At 69.2% G+C, this 16,542-nt stretch carries 14 protein-coding genes and 1 pseudogene; 9 read left to right on the top strand and 6 right to left on the bottom strand.

The genetic code is table 11. The features are described from left to right. The first annotated feature begins 212 nt into the window (after positions 1–212). The 3 genes and pseudogenes from LX13_RS03505 to LX13_RS23140 form a co-directional block, all read left to right on the top strand. A complete protein-coding gene (locus tag LX13_RS03505; RefSeq protein WP_253660559.1) occupies positions 213–980 on the top strand; it encodes a DUF3027 domain-containing protein in 768 nt (255 codons plus the stop codon). Positions 981–991: 11 nt separating this feature from the next. Further along, on the top strand, positions 992–3,760 hold the full coding sequence (locus LX13_RS03500) for a sacsin N-terminal ATP-binding-like domain-containing protein (RefSeq protein WP_253659899.1): 2,769 nt from the start codon (positions 992–994) through the stop codon (positions 3,758–3,760). Positions 3,761–3,771: 11 nt separating this feature from the next. Continuing rightward, a pseudogene (locus LX13_RS23140) lies at positions 3,772–4,287 on the top strand (phosphatase PAP2 family protein); the annotation flags it as partial. A gap of 18 nt (positions 4,288–4,305) precedes the next feature. On the opposite strand, the gene LX13_RS23395 reads toward LX13_RS23140, so the two are convergent. Further along, on the bottom strand, positions 4,306–4,482 hold the full coding sequence (locus LX13_RS23395) for a DUF2530 domain-containing protein (RefSeq protein WP_308214714.1): 177 nt from the start codon (positions 4,480–4,482) through the stop codon (positions 4,306–4,308). A 208-nt stretch (positions 4,483–4,690) separates the two neighbouring features. On the opposite strand from LX13_RS23395, the gene LX13_RS03485 reads away from it, so the two are divergent. The 3 genes from LX13_RS03485 (at position 4,691) to LX13_RS03475 (ending at position 8,014) form a co-directional block, all read left to right on the top strand. Continuing rightward, complete coding sequence (locus tag LX13_RS03485; protein WP_253660558.1) at positions 4,691–6,130, top strand: NCS2 family permease; 1,440 nt, start codon at positions 4,691–4,693, stop codon at positions 6,128–6,130. 84 nt (positions 6,131–6,214) lie between these two features. After that, positions 6,215–6,646, top strand: coding sequence for an Rv0880 family HTH-type transcriptional regulator (locus LX13_RS03480; protein ID WP_253659897.1), 432 nt, complete (start codon positions 6,215–6,217; stop codon positions 6,644–6,646). 108 nt (positions 6,647–6,754) lie between these two features. Further along, positions 6,755–8,014, top strand: coding sequence for an MFS transporter (locus tag LX13_RS03475; RefSeq protein WP_253660557.1), 1,260 nt, complete (start codon positions 6,755–6,757; stop codon positions 8,012–8,014). Here the strand turns inward: LX13_RS03475 and LX13_RS03470 are convergent. Beyond that, positions 8,011–9,213, bottom strand: a complete 1,203-nt coding sequence (locus LX13_RS03470) for a GNAT family N-acetyltransferase (protein ID WP_253660556.1) — start codon at positions 9,211–9,213, stop codon at positions 8,011–8,013. The genes LX13_RS03475 and LX13_RS03470 overlap by 4 nt on opposite strands. A gap of 103 nt (positions 9,214–9,316) precedes the next feature. Between LX13_RS03470 and LX13_RS03465 the strand changes: the two genes are divergently transcribed. Together LX13_RS03465 and LX13_RS03460 are read left to right on the top strand one after the other, a co-directional pair. Further along, positions 9,317–10,552: an MFS transporter gene (locus LX13_RS03465; RefSeq protein ID WP_253659896.1), complete on the top strand. Its 1,236-nt coding sequence runs from the start codon at positions 9,317–9,319 to the stop codon at positions 10,550–10,552. Between the two features lie 4 nt (positions 10,553–10,556). Further along, a complete protein-coding gene (locus tag LX13_RS03460) occupies positions 10,557–11,426 on the top strand; it encodes a TrmH family RNA methyltransferase (protein ID WP_253659895.1) in 870 nt (289 codons plus the stop codon). Here LX13_RS03460 and LX13_RS03455 read toward each other — a convergent pair whose 3' ends face one another. Beyond that, a complete protein-coding gene (locus LX13_RS03455) occupies positions 11,427–12,845 on the bottom strand; it encodes a phytoene desaturase family protein (protein ID WP_253659894.1) in 1,419 nt (472 codons plus the stop codon). Between the two features lie 90 nt (positions 12,846–12,935). Between LX13_RS03455 and LX13_RS03450 the strand changes: the two genes are divergently transcribed. Next, positions 12,936–13,238, top strand: coding sequence for a DUF2537 domain-containing protein (locus LX13_RS03450; RefSeq protein ID WP_253660555.1), 303 nt, complete (start codon positions 12,936–12,938; stop codon positions 13,236–13,238). 30 nt (positions 13,239–13,268) lie between these two features. On the opposite strand, the gene LX13_RS03445 is transcribed toward LX13_RS03450, so the two are convergent. The 3 genes from LX13_RS03445 to serC all read right to left on the bottom strand — a co-directional run bounded on the left by LX13_RS03445 (position 13,269) and on the right by serC (position 16,409). Further along, positions 13,269–14,057, bottom strand: a complete 789-nt coding sequence (locus LX13_RS03445) for a DUF6928 family protein (RefSeq protein ID WP_253659893.1) — start codon at positions 14,055–14,057, stop codon at positions 13,269–13,271. A gap of 23 nt (positions 14,058–14,080) precedes the next feature. Further along, on the bottom strand, positions 14,081–15,109 hold the full coding sequence (sepH, locus tag LX13_RS03440; RefSeq protein WP_253659892.1) for a septation protein SepH: 1,029 nt from the start codon (positions 15,107–15,109) through the stop codon (positions 14,081–14,083). A 169-nt stretch (positions 15,110–15,278) separates the two neighbouring features. Further along, entirely contained in the window at positions 15,279–16,409 is a 1,131-nt protein-coding gene (serC, locus tag LX13_RS03435; RefSeq protein ID WP_253659891.1) for a phosphoserine transaminase, read from the bottom strand. Between the last annotated feature and the right edge of the window lie 133 nt (positions 16,410–16,542).

Raw genomic sequence — 16,542 nt, 5'->3', positions numbered from 1 at the left:
CGGGCCGACCCGTCGGTGTTCCACCGGGAGCACGGCCGCTGCGGGGCGTGGGTCGCGGTACGCGACGCTGGTGGGGTCGGTTCACCGTGTCGATTGTTCCCTATCCCCAGACAGCCACCAACCCGCAACACCCTGTGTCGGCCGGTATACGGCAGAATAGGGGAGTGGATACTGTGACAAGCCCGGCTGCCATCGATTCGGCGGGCAGCGACATGCCTGCTGACCTCGAGGCCCGGTTGACCGCTGCCGTCGATGTGGCCCGGTCGGCGGTGGAGGCATCCGACGAGGGCGCGGTCGGCGCGCACATCCGCGCGGTGACCGAGGGCGACTGCACCGTCACGCACTACTTCGAGGCCGACATCACCGGGTACCGCGGATGGGTGTGGTGCGCCGTGCTGGCGTCCTACCCCGACACCGAGTCCGGCCCCGGCGAGATCACGGTCAGCGAGATCGCGCTCCTGCCCGGCGGCGACGCACTGACCGCTCCTTCCTGGGTCCCCTGGATCGAGCGCATCGCGCCGGGCGATCTCGGCCCAGGCGACGTGCTCGCCGCGCCTGCCGACGATGTGCGTCTGGTGCCCAACCACATCGACACCGCCGAGCTGACCGCGACCGGCGACCTCGACGAGGTGTCCGACGTGGCCCTCGAACTCGGACTCGGACGCAACCGCGTGCTCAGCCGGGAGGGTCGCGACGAGGCCGCTCAGCGCTGGTACGACGGCCCGCACGGACCCGACTCCGACATGGCGACGGCCAGCCGACTGCACTGCGGCACCTGCGGTTTCTACATGCCGGTGGCCGGGTCGCTGCGCGTCGCCTTCGGTGTCTGCGCCAACGAGTACGCCTCCGACGGCCAGGTCGTGTCGGCCGAATTCGGTTGCGGGGCACACTCCGACGCCGAGGCGCCGTCCGGTGAGGGCTCACCCGCGTACGATGCCTACGACGACGGCGCCATCGAGATCGTCGCCGCGAGCGACTGACCACCTCCGACGTGGCCGAGCTCGATCCGTTCGACACCGCCACGATCCGATACGGGGTTCTCGAGTCCTGGCGCCTCTCGGCCACCCGTCTCGCCGAGGACGCGGCCTCCGAGTCCGATCTCGTCGAGATCGGTTACCGCGACCGACTCCTCACCGAGCTCGCGGCCAACGCCGCCGACGCGGCCGTCGACGATGACGGCGAGCTCTCCATCTGGGCCACGCCCGACAACCTCCTGCACATCGCGAACACCGGTGCGCCGCTGAATGCGTCGGGCGTTTCTGCGCTCGCCGCGCTGCGGGTGTCGGCGAAAACGCCCGGCCCGGACCCGTCTGCGCACGCGTCGGTGGGTCGATTCGGGGTCGGGTTCAGCGCGGTCGCCGCGGTCGGTGTCGAGGTCGCCATCCGCTCCGCCTACGGCGGGGTGGTGTTCGGGACGCGACGGACCGCCGAGGCGCTCGCCGACACCGGCATCCCGGCCGACGACCGCGTACCGATGCTCCGCCTTCCCTGGCCCGATCCGATCCCTCCCGCAGCAGGTTTCGACACCGAGGTCGTCATCGGACTCCGGCCCGGTCTCGACGCGGCCGACCTCGTCGCCGACATGGACGCACAGATCGAGACCCTGCTGCTCGAACTGACCGCGCTGCGGACGATCACCTGCGGTGGCCGACGCCTCGAGCGGACGATCACCACCACAGACGGTGTCGACACCGTCTCCGTCGGAGACCGGTCGTGGGTCCAGGTCTCCGCACCCCACGCGCGATGGCTGATGCCCGGAAGCCCGAACCGCCCCCGCCCGGTGCGCGGCGAGGTGCTGCACGCCCCTACCCGCACCGACGTCGAGCTGACCCTGCCGGCACTGTGCATCGCCGACGTAGCGCTCACCCCCGACCGACGCGGTCTGCACCCCGAGGCCGACATCGGCCGTGTCGCAACGGGATACCATCATCTGGCCCTGGCCCTGGACCCCGTCGAGCGTCTTGCCGTCGTGCCGACACCGGGTTTCGCAGCGGGCCGGGTCGACGACGCGTTGCGCACTGCCGTGCTGGACGACCTCATCGGGTCCCGGTGGTTGCCCACCGCGGATGATGCTCTGGCACAACCCGACCGGGCCGTGGTCCTGGCCGGTCTCACCGAGGGCCTGGGCACGTTGCTCGCCGACGTACTCGACGGATTGGTGCACCCGGCGTTGTCCGACAACGCATCATTGCCGGCACTGCGATCGCTGCACGTGGAGCAGATCACCCTGGCCGATGTCGTCGAGCGCCTCACCGGGATGACGCGCGAACCGTCGTGGTGGAGTTCGCTCTACGACGCGCTCACCCCGCTCATCGTCGACGACCGAACCGCCGGGGAGATCGGCGCGATCCCGGTCCCCCGCTCGGACGGGCGGGTGTCCATCGGCGCCCGCGGTCTGGTGATCGCCGACCGCCACGAGTGGACCTCGGACGACGTACCGGGCGTGGCGATCTCGTGGCTGCCGACCGTGCACCCCGACGCCGCGCATCCGTTGCTGGAACGGCTCGGCGCCCGGCGGATGACCGTCGGCGAGATCGTCGACGACCCGGCTCTGCGCGCCGCCATCGACACCGCCGACGACGATGCGGTGACCGAGGAGGTGCTGGCGCTGCTCGCGACCGACCCGCACGCACCGGTACCGGACTGGCTCGGCGGGCTCCTCGTCCCCGACACCGACGACGAGCTGCGGCCCGCGGACGAGCTGCTGCTCCCGGACAGTCCGGTCGCGTCGGTACTCGCGACCGACTCGCCGTTCGGCATCGTCGACGCGGCCACGGTCCACCGTCACGGACCGGAGGTGTTGCGCCGCATCGGGATCGGATGGGGTTTCACGCTGATCACCGACGAGCTCCCGGCCGGCCCCGACCACGACCTGCCCGACGAGAGCCGGTGGTGGGACTCACTCGACACCGAGCCGCAGCAGATGGCCGCCGTCCGTGACCTCGACCTCGTCGACCCGGACCGCTGGCGTCGCGCGCTGAGTCTGCTGGTCGACGACCCGGCGATCGCCGCCACGCTGGCCGATCGCACCGGCTACACCGCCTGGTGGCTGCGGACGTTCGCCGAGATCGACGGCCGACCACTCGGACATCTCCGGGCTCCCGACGATGTCGACCTGTCCGGGTTGCTCGACCCGATCGACCATCCCGACGCCGACAAATTCGCCGGCGCACTGGCCGGACCGACGATCGAGTCCGACGACCACGCCGCGATCGTGTTGCGCCACCTCGGTGACCCCGATCGTGTCATCGCGCCCGGCATTGCCGCCCAGGCGCATTCGGCGCTGGTGCTCGCGCACCGACGGCGGATCATCGACCTCGACCGGCTCGACGCACCGACCGCGGTCCGCACCCTGGCCGGCACGACCTCCGACACCGCGCTCGTCCTCGACCGCCCGTGGCTGATGCAGGTGCTCGACCCGGCCGAGACCGTCATCTGCGCCCCGCCGATCGACTCCGACATCGCCGCCGGCCTGGCGACGGTCCTCGACATCCCCACCGCGAGCGAGGAACTGCACACCGAGATCGTCGACCACGACGCGCGATCGAGCACGTGGCGCGATTCGCCCACCGCGCTCGCCGACGCGATCACCCGGGGTGTGCCCGCCGCCTCGGGCGCGGTGATGATCCACGACCGGCTGCGGATCGAGGTGCGCCGCGGTGAGCGACGTGACGTCGTGGACGTCGACTGGTGGGTCGACGACACCGGGATCCACCATCTCGTCGCACCCGCCCCCGCCCCGACGACACCGAAGGCCTAGGCACCAGCAGAATGCAGTTCCCCGCACTGGAGATCGACCACGACATCACCGACTGGGTGGTCGACCACCGCCTCGACTGGCTCGACACCCCGTTCCACGTCATCACCACGGTCGGAAACACCCTCGCCATGACGATCATCGCGATCGTCGCGGGCCTGCTGTTCGCCCGAGCGCATCGACGCTCGCAGGCGTGGCTCATCGTGATCGGCTCCGCGACCGGCTATCTCGTCATGGTCGGCCTGAAGCACCTGTTCGCCCGGGACCGGCCGCCGCAGGCCGACCGCCTCGTCGACATCGACACCTACGCGTTCCCGTCCGGCCACGCGATGATGTCGGGCATCGTGCTGGGCCTGATCGTGGTGTCCCTCTGGCAGAGCGCACCATGGGTCCGCCGCCATCGCGCGATCCTGTGGATCGCGCCCGCGGCGTCACTGCTCATCGGGGCGTCGCGTGTGTACCTGGGAGTGCACTGGGCGTCCGACGTCGTCGGTGGCTGGTTGTTCGCCCTCGTCTGGATCGGGGTCGCGGTCATGGTGCAGAGGCGCTCAGCCCAGGCCCTGCTGCGCCGACCGGTCGCCGCGTCGACTGGCGCGTCGCTGGACGAGAAAGATCGACGTGCCGAACAGTCCGACACCGAGCCCGATCAGGCAGCTTACGAACGTGGTGGTGGTGCCGACGCCGGTGATCCCGACGACGATCGTGGCGACCAGCCAGAGCGGCATCCCGATGTAGATCACCACCTGAGGTGAACCGAGCCACGCCGGTAACGCGGGCAGGGCCGCGGGCGCAGGCCCACTGGAGGCCGGATCCGGGGGAGTGGTCATGCGCCCAGGGTAAGGTCACCGGCGCACACCGGACAATGATCGAGCCCATCGAGAGAGGTTTGCGCCCGTGTCGCTGAGTGATCGCACCGTCGCCGTCCCCACCGCCGTGACGGGACGCATCGACCGATATTTCAAGATCACCGAACGGGAGTCGACGTTCGGCCGCGAGATGCGCGGCGGACTGGTCACGTTCTTCACGATGGCCTACATCGTGGTGCTCAACCCGATCATCATCGGCGGCGTCGCGGGCAGCAATCGCAACGCCGACGTGCTGGGCAACATCCTGCCGATCGCCGCCGTGGCCGCGGTGACGGCGCTGGTGGCCGGAGTGATGTCGATCCTGTTCGGTGTGGTGGCCAACTACCCGTTCGCGATCGCGACCGGCCTGGGCATCAACAGCCTGCTGGCGGTGACGATCGTCCCCGACGTCACCTGGCCGGAGGCGATGGGTCTGGTCGTGATCGACGGCATCATCATCGTGCTGCTCGCTGTCACCGGCCTACGTACACGGGTCTTCACGGCCATTCCCCCGGAACTCAAGGCGGCCATCGCCGCGGGCATCGGCTGCTTCATCGCGTTCATCGGCCTGGTCGACTCCGGTTTCGTCACCCGGGTCCCGGACGCCGCCGACACGACCGTCCCGGTGGGCCTCGGCGTCGGCAACTCGATCACCACCCTGCCCGCCCTGATCTTCGTCATCGGTGTGCTGCTGATGGGAATCCTGGTCGTGCGCAAGGTCCGTGGCGGGCTGCTGATCGGCATCGTCGTCACCACCGCGATCGCGATGATCGTGCAGTCGTTCGCCGACCTCGGACCGTCGACCACCGACCGTTCCGGCTGGAGCCTCAACATCCCGCAGTGGCCGGGCAGCGTCGGCGGTCTGCCCGACCTCAGCCTGGTCGGCGACGTCAGCATCTTCGGCGCGTTCGTCCGCATCGGCGTCCTGTCGGCGTCGGTACTGGTGTTCGCGCTGGTGCTGTCGAACTTCTTCGACGCCATGGGCACGATGACCGGACTCGGCAAGGAGGCCGGTCTCACCGACCCGGACGACAATCTCCCCAACGTCGGTCGTGCGCTGGTGGTCGAGGGCGCGGGAGCGATCGTCGGCGGTGCCGCGTCCTCGTCGTCGAACACCGTCTTCGTCGAATCGGCCTCGGGTATCGCCGAGGGCGCCCGGACCGGACTCGCCAACGTCGTCACCGGCCTGCTGTTCCTGGTCGCGATGTTCTTCACGCCGCTGTACTCGGTCGTGCCCCTCGAGGCGGCCGCACCGGCGCTGGTCGTGGTGGGCGCCATGATGATCGCGCAGATCCGGTCGATCGATCTGACGCGTTTCGAGGTGGCGCTGCCGTGTTTCCTCACCATCGTCGTCATGCCGTTCACCTACTCGATCGCCAACGGGATCGGCGTCGGCTTCATCACCTGGGTGGTCCTGGCGACCGCGCGCGGCCGGATCCGATCGGTCCACCCGCTGTTGTGGGTGGTCGCCGTCCTGTTCGTCCTGTATTTCGCGAAGGGGCCGATCGAGTCGCTACTGGACGGTTGATCAAGTGCGAGTGACCATGACGGTGAGCGCGCCACATCGCTAGTTCGGCGTGCAATACACATTGCGTGACCTATTGTTGACGACGTGAACGCCAAAGACGACAAACTGGCCAGTGACCTGGCTTTGGCCGTGGTACGGCTGGCCCGGCACCTCCGTGGCCGACGCGCATCGTCGACGGTGTCGCTGACCCAGCTGTCCGCACTCTCGACGCTGCAGCGCGAGGGACCGATGACGCCGGGTGCCATGGCGGCCCAGGAGCGCGTCCAACCGCCGTCGATGACCCGTGTCATCGCGTCGCTGGCCGACCTGGGGATGGTCAAGCGAGATCCGCACCCGACCGACGGTCGTCAGGTCATCGTCACGCTGTCGGATCTGGGCAACGAGGTCATCACCGACGAGGCCAATGCCCGTGAGGAATGGCTGCGCGGCGAACTCGGCAAGCTCGACGGCGCCGATCTGACCACGCTGCGCAAGGCCGTGGAGATCATGTCCACGCTCGTCTCCAGCAGCGACTGACCGACTCCCGCACCCCGCGGTGACCGGCGTCTGATCCGGCTCGTGGGGCTCTCGTCCGGAATATCCGCTTTTTAGCAGCGGTAACATTGCTGTGTGCCGTTGCCCCTGATGTTCTCCTCGCTCGGGGTGCGCAACTATCGACTCTGGGCCAGTGGCCAGGTCGTCTCACTTGTTGGCACGTGGATGCAGCGGATCGCCCAGGACTGGTTGGTGCTGCATCTCTCCGGCGGCAACGGTCTCGCCGTCGGCATCGTCATGGCGTTGCAGTTCGGTCCCACGGCGGTGCTGTCGATGCCCGCGGGCGCACTGGCCGACCGGTACGACAAACGCACCATCCTGCTGGGCACCCAGGTGGGCATGGCGGTGTGTGCACTCGTCCTGGGGGTGTCGGACACCCTCGGCCTGGCCACCCTGGGCCAGGTGTACGTCCTGTCGTTCGCGCTCGGGGCCATCTCGGCGATCGACGCACCGGTCCGGCAGTCCTTCGCCGTCGAGATGGTCGGCCCCGAACATTTGCCGAACGCCGTTGCCCTGAACTCGATGACGTTCAACCTCGCCCGCATCATCGGTCCCGCGATCGCCGGTGTTCTCATCAACCTGATCGGCACCGGACCGGTGTTCCTGGTCAACGTCGTCAGCTTCGTCGCGGTCATCATCGGCCTGCTGATGATGCGGCCCGGCGACCTGATCCGCTCGGACAAACCCGCAGGCCGTGGGTCGGTGCGCAGCGGGATCGCCTATGTCCGTGGACATCCGCATCTGGTGGTGGTGCTCTCCACGGTGTTCGTGGTCGCGACGTTCGGGATGAACTTCCCGCTGTCCCTCGCGCTGATCACCCGCAACACCTTCGCCGGATCGGCGGGCGGCTACGGCCTGCTCTCGACGATGCTCGCCGTGGGCACCCTCGCCGGTGCGACGCTCGCGGCGCGGCGCCGGTCGCCCGCCCGTCTACGTCACTTCCTCGCGGCGGCAACCGCATTCGGTGTACTCGAGGTGGTCGTGGGATTGATGCCCACGTTCTGGTTGGTGGCGGTCATGCTCATCCCGGCCGGCGCGGCGGTGATCACCTTCAGCACCACCGCGATGAACATCGTGCAGCTGTCGGTCGACTCGTCGATGCGCGGACGGGTGATGGGCATCTACATGCTGTGCTTCCTCGGCGGCACCCCGCTGGGCAGCCCACTGCTCGGCTGGCTGGCCGGCGTCTACGGACCCCGCTCGTCGCTGTTGATCGGCGGGGCGGTGTCCGCGGTCGCCGGGGTGGTCTGTGTCGCGCTGTTGATGCGCGCGCACCACCTGCGCCCGACGATCGACCACGGTCGGATCGGGCTGCACAAGGTGGGCGTCCACCAGGACGTGCGCGTCTAGAAGAACGTGCCGGAGAACGGCTTCCGGTCGGTGAGGAAGGCCTGGTCCAGCTCGCACAGGGTGGTGTGGTCGGACGCCCAGAGGCGGTCGGCCGCGGCGAACTCGGTGGCGCGGTACCCGCCGAGGTAGATGCTGCTCAACACCGAGATGTCCATCCGGACCGTCGCCGGTTCCTCGGTCTCCGACACCGTCGCCGCGCCGTCGCGCACGGTGAACGCGAACCGACCGCCGCTGTCGCGGAACGTGTCGGTGATCTCGAGGACCGCGTCGACGTCCTCGGAGTACGTGCGGGCCTCGAGCGCCGCGGGGACGTCGAGGATGCGCAACCACATCGAGTCCGAGATCGCGGTCACCGTCGGCGCGCGCAGGTTGGTCAGCTTCATCGGCAGCGGATCGTCGACGGGCATCGACGCGGTGATGCGGGGGATGAGGTCGAGTCCGAGCAGGACGCGCCACAGGTCGGTGTGCGCCTGATCGGTGACCGCGATGAACTCCGAGACCTCGGCGACCGCGGACCGCTCGTCGCGGTGGATGCGGTAGCTGGCGTAGCCGTCGGGATGGATCAGATAGTGCAACGCGCTGCGGCCCTCGCGCAGCATCTCGCGGTCGGCGAAGATCATGTTCCACCACACCCGGGAGCGGACGATCGCTCCGGGACTCATCGACGCCCAGCGGTCGTGCAGGTCGGGGACCATGTCGCGGATCTGCTGCTCGTCGGCGAAGTGCACCGGGGAGTAGGCGGGGGTGGGTTCGCGCAGTTCGGCCTTGGCGAGGTCGATGCTCACCTGCTCCTCGAAGCAGGCGGGACCGTAACCGAAGCGTTCGTAGATGGTCGCCTCGCTGGCGGTGAGGATGGAGAACGCGCTCTGTTCGCGCTCCCACTGCTCGAAGAGCTCGGTGATCATCAGGCGCAGGATCCCGCGTCGCCGATGTGTGGCCGCCACCGACACCCAGGACAGTCCGGGGAGTTCGGTCCGTACGCCGCCGGGCAGGGTGAGCGTCATCCGATAGAACATCGCCACACCGGCGAGCACCGGACCGGCTGATCCGGACTCGTCGTAGACCACCACCACGTCGGAGTCGCGCAGCTTGCTGCGGATGTCGGCCTGGGCCTCGTCGTCGAGCGGATGGATGAACGCGAAAGCGCGCGCATCTGCGGCGATGATGGCAGGCCAGTCCTCGTCGGTCGCGCGGCGCATGGTCAGATCGGAATCGGTCACGATCTTTACGTTTTCATATCGCGTCGGCCGCCGGTTGCTCGCCTCGCGAAATATCCCGGGGTCCGACATCCTTGAAGACACCATGACCGACGCGACATCGACCCCAGCCGACCGCACGCGGGCTCCGCAGACCGCCGGGCTCATGCTCGTGCTGGCTCTGGTGATGGTCGGTACGACGATGCCCACCTCGATCTACGCCACCTATGAGCGTGAGCTGCACTTCTCCCTGCTCACCGTCACCGTGATCTATGCGACCTACGCGGTCGGTGTCCTCGCGACGCTGCTGGCGTTCGGCAAGTGGTCCGACGCGCTGGGTCGGCGTCCGCTGTTGTTCGCCGGTATCGGGTTCGCCGCACTGAGCGACGTGGTGTTCCTGCTGGCTGACAACACCGCCCTGCTCCTGGTGGGACGTCTGATCTCCGGGATGTCGGCGGGCATCTTCGTCGGGACCGCGTCGGTGGCCATCATCGAGATGGCGCGCGGCCGGTTGTCGGCGCGCGCCCCGCTGTTCGCGTCGATGTCGAACATCGGCGGTCTCGGCCTGGGACCGATCCTCGCGGCCGTCGTCGTCACCGTGGCCCCGGCACCCACCCGAACGAGCTACTGGGTGCACCTGGGCCTGATGGTGGTCGCGGCGCTCATCGTGGTGGTGGTTCCCGAGACCCGGTCCCGACATCGCGACGAACCGCTGCGTCCGATGCCGTTGTCGGTGCCCGCCGACATCCGCACCTACTTCATCCGTGCGTCGCTGCTCGGCTTCGCCGGATTCGCGGTGCTCGGTCTGTTCACCGCCGTCGCACCGACCATCGCCACCCAGATCGCCGGGGTCGACTCGTTGATCGGGACGGCGTTCCTCGTGGCCACCACCTTCGGCGGCTCGATCATCGGACAGGTCGCGGCCCGCAGCCTGTCGTCGAAGGTCGCCGACCCGCTCGCGATCGCGTTGTTCGTCCTCGGCATGATCCTGCTGATCGTGACCCTGATCGAGGGGCAGTGGCCGTTGCTCGCCGTCGCGGGCGTCGTGGGTGGTCTGGGCCAGGGCATCGCCTTCTCCAAGGGGCTGGCCGGGGTCACCGCGGCCGCTCCCGCCGACGACAAGGCGGGGATCACCTCGGCGTACTTCGTCATCGCCTACATCGGCATCAGCGTCCCGGTCGTCGCCGAGGGACTGTTGTCGCGGGCGGTGGGGGTCGAGACCGCCGGGATCGTCTTCGCGAGCGTCATCATCGTGCTGGCGTTGGTCGCGGGCGCGCTCACCGCACTCGAGCAACGCCGTTCGGCTGCCGTGGAGTCCGATCCGGAGCCTGCGGCACACTGATCGCGTGCCACCTTCCCCCATCGAGCCGACCGACCTCGCCGTCGACGTCATCGACATCACCGACCGCGACGACCCGCGCGTCGACGACTTCCGCGACCTGAACTCGGTCGACCGACGCCCGGATCTGCCCGTCCTGCCCGGCGGCCGGCCCGGGAAGGGGCTGGTCATCGCGGAGGGAGTTCTCGTGGTGGCCCGCATGATCGCGTCCCGGTTCACCCCGCACGCGTTCCTCGGCGTCGACAAACGCCTGAACGAGTTGCGCGCGGACCTGAGTGACCCGTCGGTGACCGGCCTACCGTTCTACCGTGCGTCGGCCGAGGTGATGGCCGACATCGTCGGCTTCCACCTCAACCGGGGCGTGCTCGGTGTCGCACGACGCCCGGAGACCTTGGCGGCCGCCGACCTCGCGGCCACCACCTCGACCATCGCGGTCCTCGAGGGCGTCAACGACCACGAGAACATCGGCAGCGTGTTCCGCAACGCCGCCGGCCTGGGTGTCGACGCCGTCCTGTTCGGCGCGGGATGCGCCGACCCGCTCTACCGGCGATGCGTGCGCGTCTCGATGGGGCACGCGCTGCTGGTTCCGTTCGCCGCCGCGACGAACTGGCCGCATGACCTGACCATGCTGCGCGACAACGGGTTCGAGATCGTGTCGCTCACCCCGGACGAGTCCGCGGTGCCGCTGTCGCAGGCGGTCACCGGCGCCAAGGTCGCGTTCATGGTCGGTGCGGAGGGGCCCGGCCTGACCGAGACCGCGATGCGGGCCGGTGACATCCGCGCCCGGATCCCGATGGCGCGTGGCACCGACTCGCTCAACGTGGCCACCGCCGCCGCGATCGCGTTCTACGAGCGAGCATCTCGCGCCGAACGCTGACTAGCGTTTGCGCAGGTACTTCAGGGCGGACTCGGCCGCGTTGTAACCGCACATCCCGTGTGCACCCGCGCCCGGAGGTGTCGACGCCGAACACAGGTAGGTGCCCGGGATGCCCATGCTGTACGGGTCGATCCCGGCGCGCGGCCGGAACAGCACCTGCAGACCGGAATTGGACCCGCCGACGATGTCGCCGCCGCCGTAGTTGGCGTTCGAGGTCTCCAATTGCGCCGGTGTCGTGACCGTGGTCGCGAGGACCCGATCGCGGAACCCCGGTGCGAATCGCTCGATCTGGGCGATGACTGCCTCCGTCGCGTCCCCGGTGTAGCCGTTGGGCACGTGCGCGTACGCATAGAGCGGGTGCACGTCGCCGCGGGACCGACTCGGATCGGCGACGTACTGCTGGCCGACGAGGACGAACGGGCGCTCGGGCATCGAGCCACCGAAGACCTTCCGTTCGGCATCGGCGACCTCCTCCGCGCTGCCCCCGACGTGGACCGTCCCGGCCCGCCCGGTGTCCGGGTCGGCCCACGGCACACCGGATTCGACGGCGAAGTCGACCTTGTAGGCACCCGGCGCCCGGCGGAAGCGGCGGTAGGACCCCGATATGTGTTTCGGCATGGAGTCGCCGTAGATGCCCAGGGCCACCGCGGGTGACACGTCGAGAAGGACCACGTCGGCGGCGGGGATGTCGGCCGCCGTGCGGACCGGGGTCCCGGTGACGATGGTGCCGCCGTGCGCGGTGAGTTTTGCGGCCAGGGCGTCGGTGATGGATGCGGATCCGCCACGTGCGACCGGCCACCCGTAGTTGTGGCCCGCGGCGGTCAGCAACAGTGCGACCGCTCCCGCGAACGGGCGGTCGAGACGGGCGTAGAGGTGCGCGGACAGTCCGGTGAACAGCGCCTTGGCGCGTGGGGTCCGGAACACGCGCGATGTCAGGGTCGCCGGCGACAACGCCCGCGGACCGAACGACGCCAGGGCCAACGGATGGCGCGGGATGTTCGCGACGGGACGCATCAGGTCGTTGGCGAGATCGTCGAAATGCTCGGCCGCCGAACCGAACACCGACCGCCACCGCTCGCCGTCGATGCCGAGTCCTTCGGCGGTCGCGTCGAGCGACCGGTACATGAGCCCGGCGTCGCCGCCGTCGAGCGGATGGGCGCAGTCGATGTCGGCCCATTCCCAGTGCAGGCCGTGTTCGGCGAGGTCCAGGGTCTGCAGATACGGCGATCCCGCACCCATCGGGTGAAAGCCCGAGCAGTGGTCGTGGATGAGGCCGGGCAGCGTCAACTCGCCCGACCGGGTGCCGCCGCCGATGGTCTCCGCGGCCTCGATGACCGTGACCTCGACCCCCTGCGTCGCCAGACGCACCGCCGCGGCGAGACCGTTGGGTCCCGCACCGACGACCACCGCTGTTGTCATACCTCGAACGTATCCGAAACCGTCCCGGCCCCTCGGGACTCAGGTGTGTGGGGTCGGCGACGCGGGTAGGGCTGCGACAATGGCGCGGTGATGTACGACCCCGAGGATCTACCCGATCCCGACGAACCCACACCCTGGACGCTGGGTGTGCTCCTGGCGTCGCTGAGTGGCGTGTTCACGACGTGTGTGTCGATCGGGGTCTACGACGTGGTCGCGCAGACCCACGTCCTGCTGGGGGTGGCCGCGGTTCTGGTGGTCTGCAGCGGGGTCGCGCCGACGGCGTGGATCTGGCGGCGCAGATCGGTTCTGCGCTGGCCGAGTTGGGGTGCTCTCATCGGACTGGCCGTCGGGCTGCCGGTGGTCGTGTTCCTGGCTGCTGCGGGGATCGGCTGAGCGACTCACGCCTCGGGTGTCGTGCGGTTGTCAGTCGCGTTTTCCGAATCCGAACCACCGGGCCACCCGTGCGGTGGGGGTGGGCGGCTCGTCGGCAGGCGCCGGCGGCGACGACTCGGGAGTGCTCGTGTCGGTCGATGACGGTGCCCGTCGGCCGGCGAGCTCGTCGTCGGTCGGCTGATATCCGGGCGGCCGGATCGCGAAGCCGCTCAACGGGATCCGGTCGGGGACGATGTCGCCGTCATCCCACGGTCGGGTCAGTCGCATCCCGAGCCACTCACGTGCGGCGTGGTCGGCGAACTCGATCGGGTGGAACGGCAGTGCCTGCGGATCGCGGGGTACACCCTCGGCGTAGACCAGTGGGTGCTCGCCGGCCCAGAAGGAGCGTTCGAACGGGAACGGCAGACCGAGGTTCTCGGCGATGTCCACCGGATCGGCGGAGAACGACCGACGCAGGGTTCCGTTGTCCCACTGCGCGAACACCCCCACCGAGGCCTCGGGATCGGTGTGGATCAGGTACGCCGTCTCGGCCGGGTGGGCCGCGAGGACGACGTCGGGGAGTTGAGAGGGCGCGGTGGTGTCCAGCGTCGCCCCGGCGATGACGGCGAACCGTCCGAAGACACCGACGAACACCTCGTCGTCGGCGCAGGAAGCGGCACGGTCGAGCGTCGTGTCGCCGATCGGCAGGAGCACGTTGTCGGCGAAGAGCCTGTGCGCCATCGCCGTTGCCGACTCGCGGTCGTTGACGAGACCCAGGCGCAGATCAGCGATGAAGTCATCGCTGTCGATCAGCCAGAGCATCGATGCGGTCGCGGCCAAGTTCTCGCCCCCTGTCGGATCGATTACTGGTTTCCGTTGCTACGGACGCCGAGGAGTACATCTTCCCATGCCGGGACCGACGGCTTGCGTGCCGCCTTGCGACGACGCGGGGGAGCGGGGGGTTCCGATGGTTCACCGGCGGTGGACGATCCGTCCTGCGCGGAGCTCGCGGGGACGTCGATGTCGTCGTCGTCCTCGGTGTCGAGCACCGGGGCGGACGTCGGGCGTACGTCGACGCGGGCGGCAGGCGCCTCCTCGACGTCGGCGGACTCATGGCGCTTGGGTTCGAACGGCTCGGGCGTGCGCACCGCGGGTTCTCGGGGCGCCGGTTCACGAGGTGCGGAGTCGAACGGGTCGGGCTCCTCGTGCCGTGCGCGCTGCGCACCGATGACCTCGTCGGCCTCCACGGTGAACTCGGCGGTCGACGACGACGCCAGCGTCACGACCGAGGTGAGACCCCGTAGGGGACGGCTCATGTCGGGATCGGTGATCTCGTCGGCGGTCTCGTCGAGTGGCTCGACGGCGCCGCCGCTGGAACCCGGGAGGTACCGCCAGTGCGCGTGGTTCTCGGACCGACCCACGCGCCAGCTGACCTGGACCACCCAGCGGTTGTCCTCGCCCTTCCAGGCGTCCCAGGTGGTGTCGTCGGGGTTGTGGCCGCGGGCACCGAGCGCGGCGGCGACCACCTCGCTCAGCGTCGACAGCGCCGGGCCGTCGACCCGGATGGGGTGTGCCGACGACGCGAGCTCGGCGGCGCGGGAGCGTTCCAACAGCACCGGGTGGGCGAACCGCGCGACCTTGTCGGTGGTGACCCCGGCCGCGGCGGCCACCTGGGCGACGCTGGCGCCGGCCCGGATGCGCGACTGGATCTCGCGGGGGCGCAGCGAACTCTCCATCTCGATCTCGATCTGACCGAGTCGGGAGAGGTCGCCGCGAGCGGCCGCGCGCAGACGATCGTCGGCGGCGACGGAGAACTTCTCGCCCGACTCGGGATCCTGGCAGACCACCGAACTGCCGTCGGCTTCCAAGCCGATCACGCGGAGTTCACGCATCTGCCCCTCCTCCTCGAGTGAGTGCGGGAGTTTCACATCTCGCGAATGTAGATTCTGACAACCCTAGTTCAGGGCACGCCGCCGACGCGGGTGACACACCGAGAAAAGGCCAGCTCAGAAAGGTCGTACCGCCGACCTCACGCGTCCCATCCGTCACGGGGAGAACGGACTAGAGCGCGGCGACCACGTGATCGATGCAGGCGGTCAGCGCGGAGATGTCCTCGGGCTCGACGGCCGGGAACATGCCGACGCGCAGCTGGTTGCGGCCCAGCTTGCGGTACGGCTCGGTGTCGACGACGCCGTTGGCGCGCAGCGTCTTGGCCACCGCGGCGGCGTCGACCGAGTCGTCGAAGTCGATGGTGCCCACGACCTGGCTGCGGTGCTCGGGCGCGGCGAACGGAGTCGCGAACTCGCTCTTGTCGGCCCACTCGTAGAGCCGGCTGGAGCTGTCCGCGGTCCGGCTCGTGCACCAGTCCAGACCGCCGTTGCCGTTCATCCACTCGAGCTGGTTGGCCAGCAGGAGCAGCGACGCGACCGCGGGGGTGTTGTAGGTCTGGTTCTTCGAGCTGTTGTCGACCGCGGTGGGCAGCGACAGGAAGTCGGGGCACCAGCGGCCCGAGGCCTCGATCTTCGCGATGCGCTCGAGGGCGGCCGGGCTCATCAGGGCCAGCCAGATGCCGCCGTCGGAGGCAAAGCTCTTCTGCGGGGCGAAGTAGTAGACGTCGGCGTCGGCCGCGTTGACCGGCAGACCGCCTGCGCCCGAGGTCGCGTCGATGACGATCAGCGCGTCACCGGCCGCCGACGGACGCGAGACGGGCACCGACACACCGGTCGAGGTCTCGTTGTGCGCCCAACCGATGAGGTCGACGTCGCCGGCCTGCTCGGCGGTGATGTCGGCCGGGTTCGGTGCGGTGCCCGGGTCGGTGGAGATCACCGTCGGGTTGTCGATGAACGGGGCCTTCTTGGCGACACTGGCGAACTTCGACGAGAACTCGCCGTAGGTCAGGTGCAGCGACTTCTTCTCGATCAGACCGAACGAGGCGGCGTCCCAGAACGCGGTGGACCCACCGTTGGACAGCACGACCTCGTAACCCTCGGGCAGCGAGAACAGCGAACCCAGACCGTCGCGGATGGCGCCGACGACGTTCTTCACCGGAGCCTGACGATGGCTGGTGCCGAACACCGACGCGCCCGTCTCCACCAGCGATTGCAGCTGCTCAGGGCGCACCTTGGAAGGGCCGCAACCGAAACGACCGTCGGAGGGCAGCAGGTCGGCGGGGATCGTGATCGGTGAACTCATGACGTCGATAGTAGTGGCCGCTCGCGGCGCGTCGGACGGCGGATCGCGACGCTCGGCGCGGGCGACGGGGCGACGGGTCTTGCTGTTGGCTGAACACTTGTTTAGCATCTTGAACACTTGTTCAATCGACGAG

The sequence above is a fragment of the Williamsia maris genome (assembly GCF_024171815.1).
GTDB lineage: Bacteria > Actinomycetota > Actinomycetes > Mycobacteriales > Mycobacteriaceae > Williamsia_A > Williamsia_A maris.
Note: the sequence above shows the minus strand (reverse complement) of the source record. Positions and strands in the feature narration are given on the sequence as shown.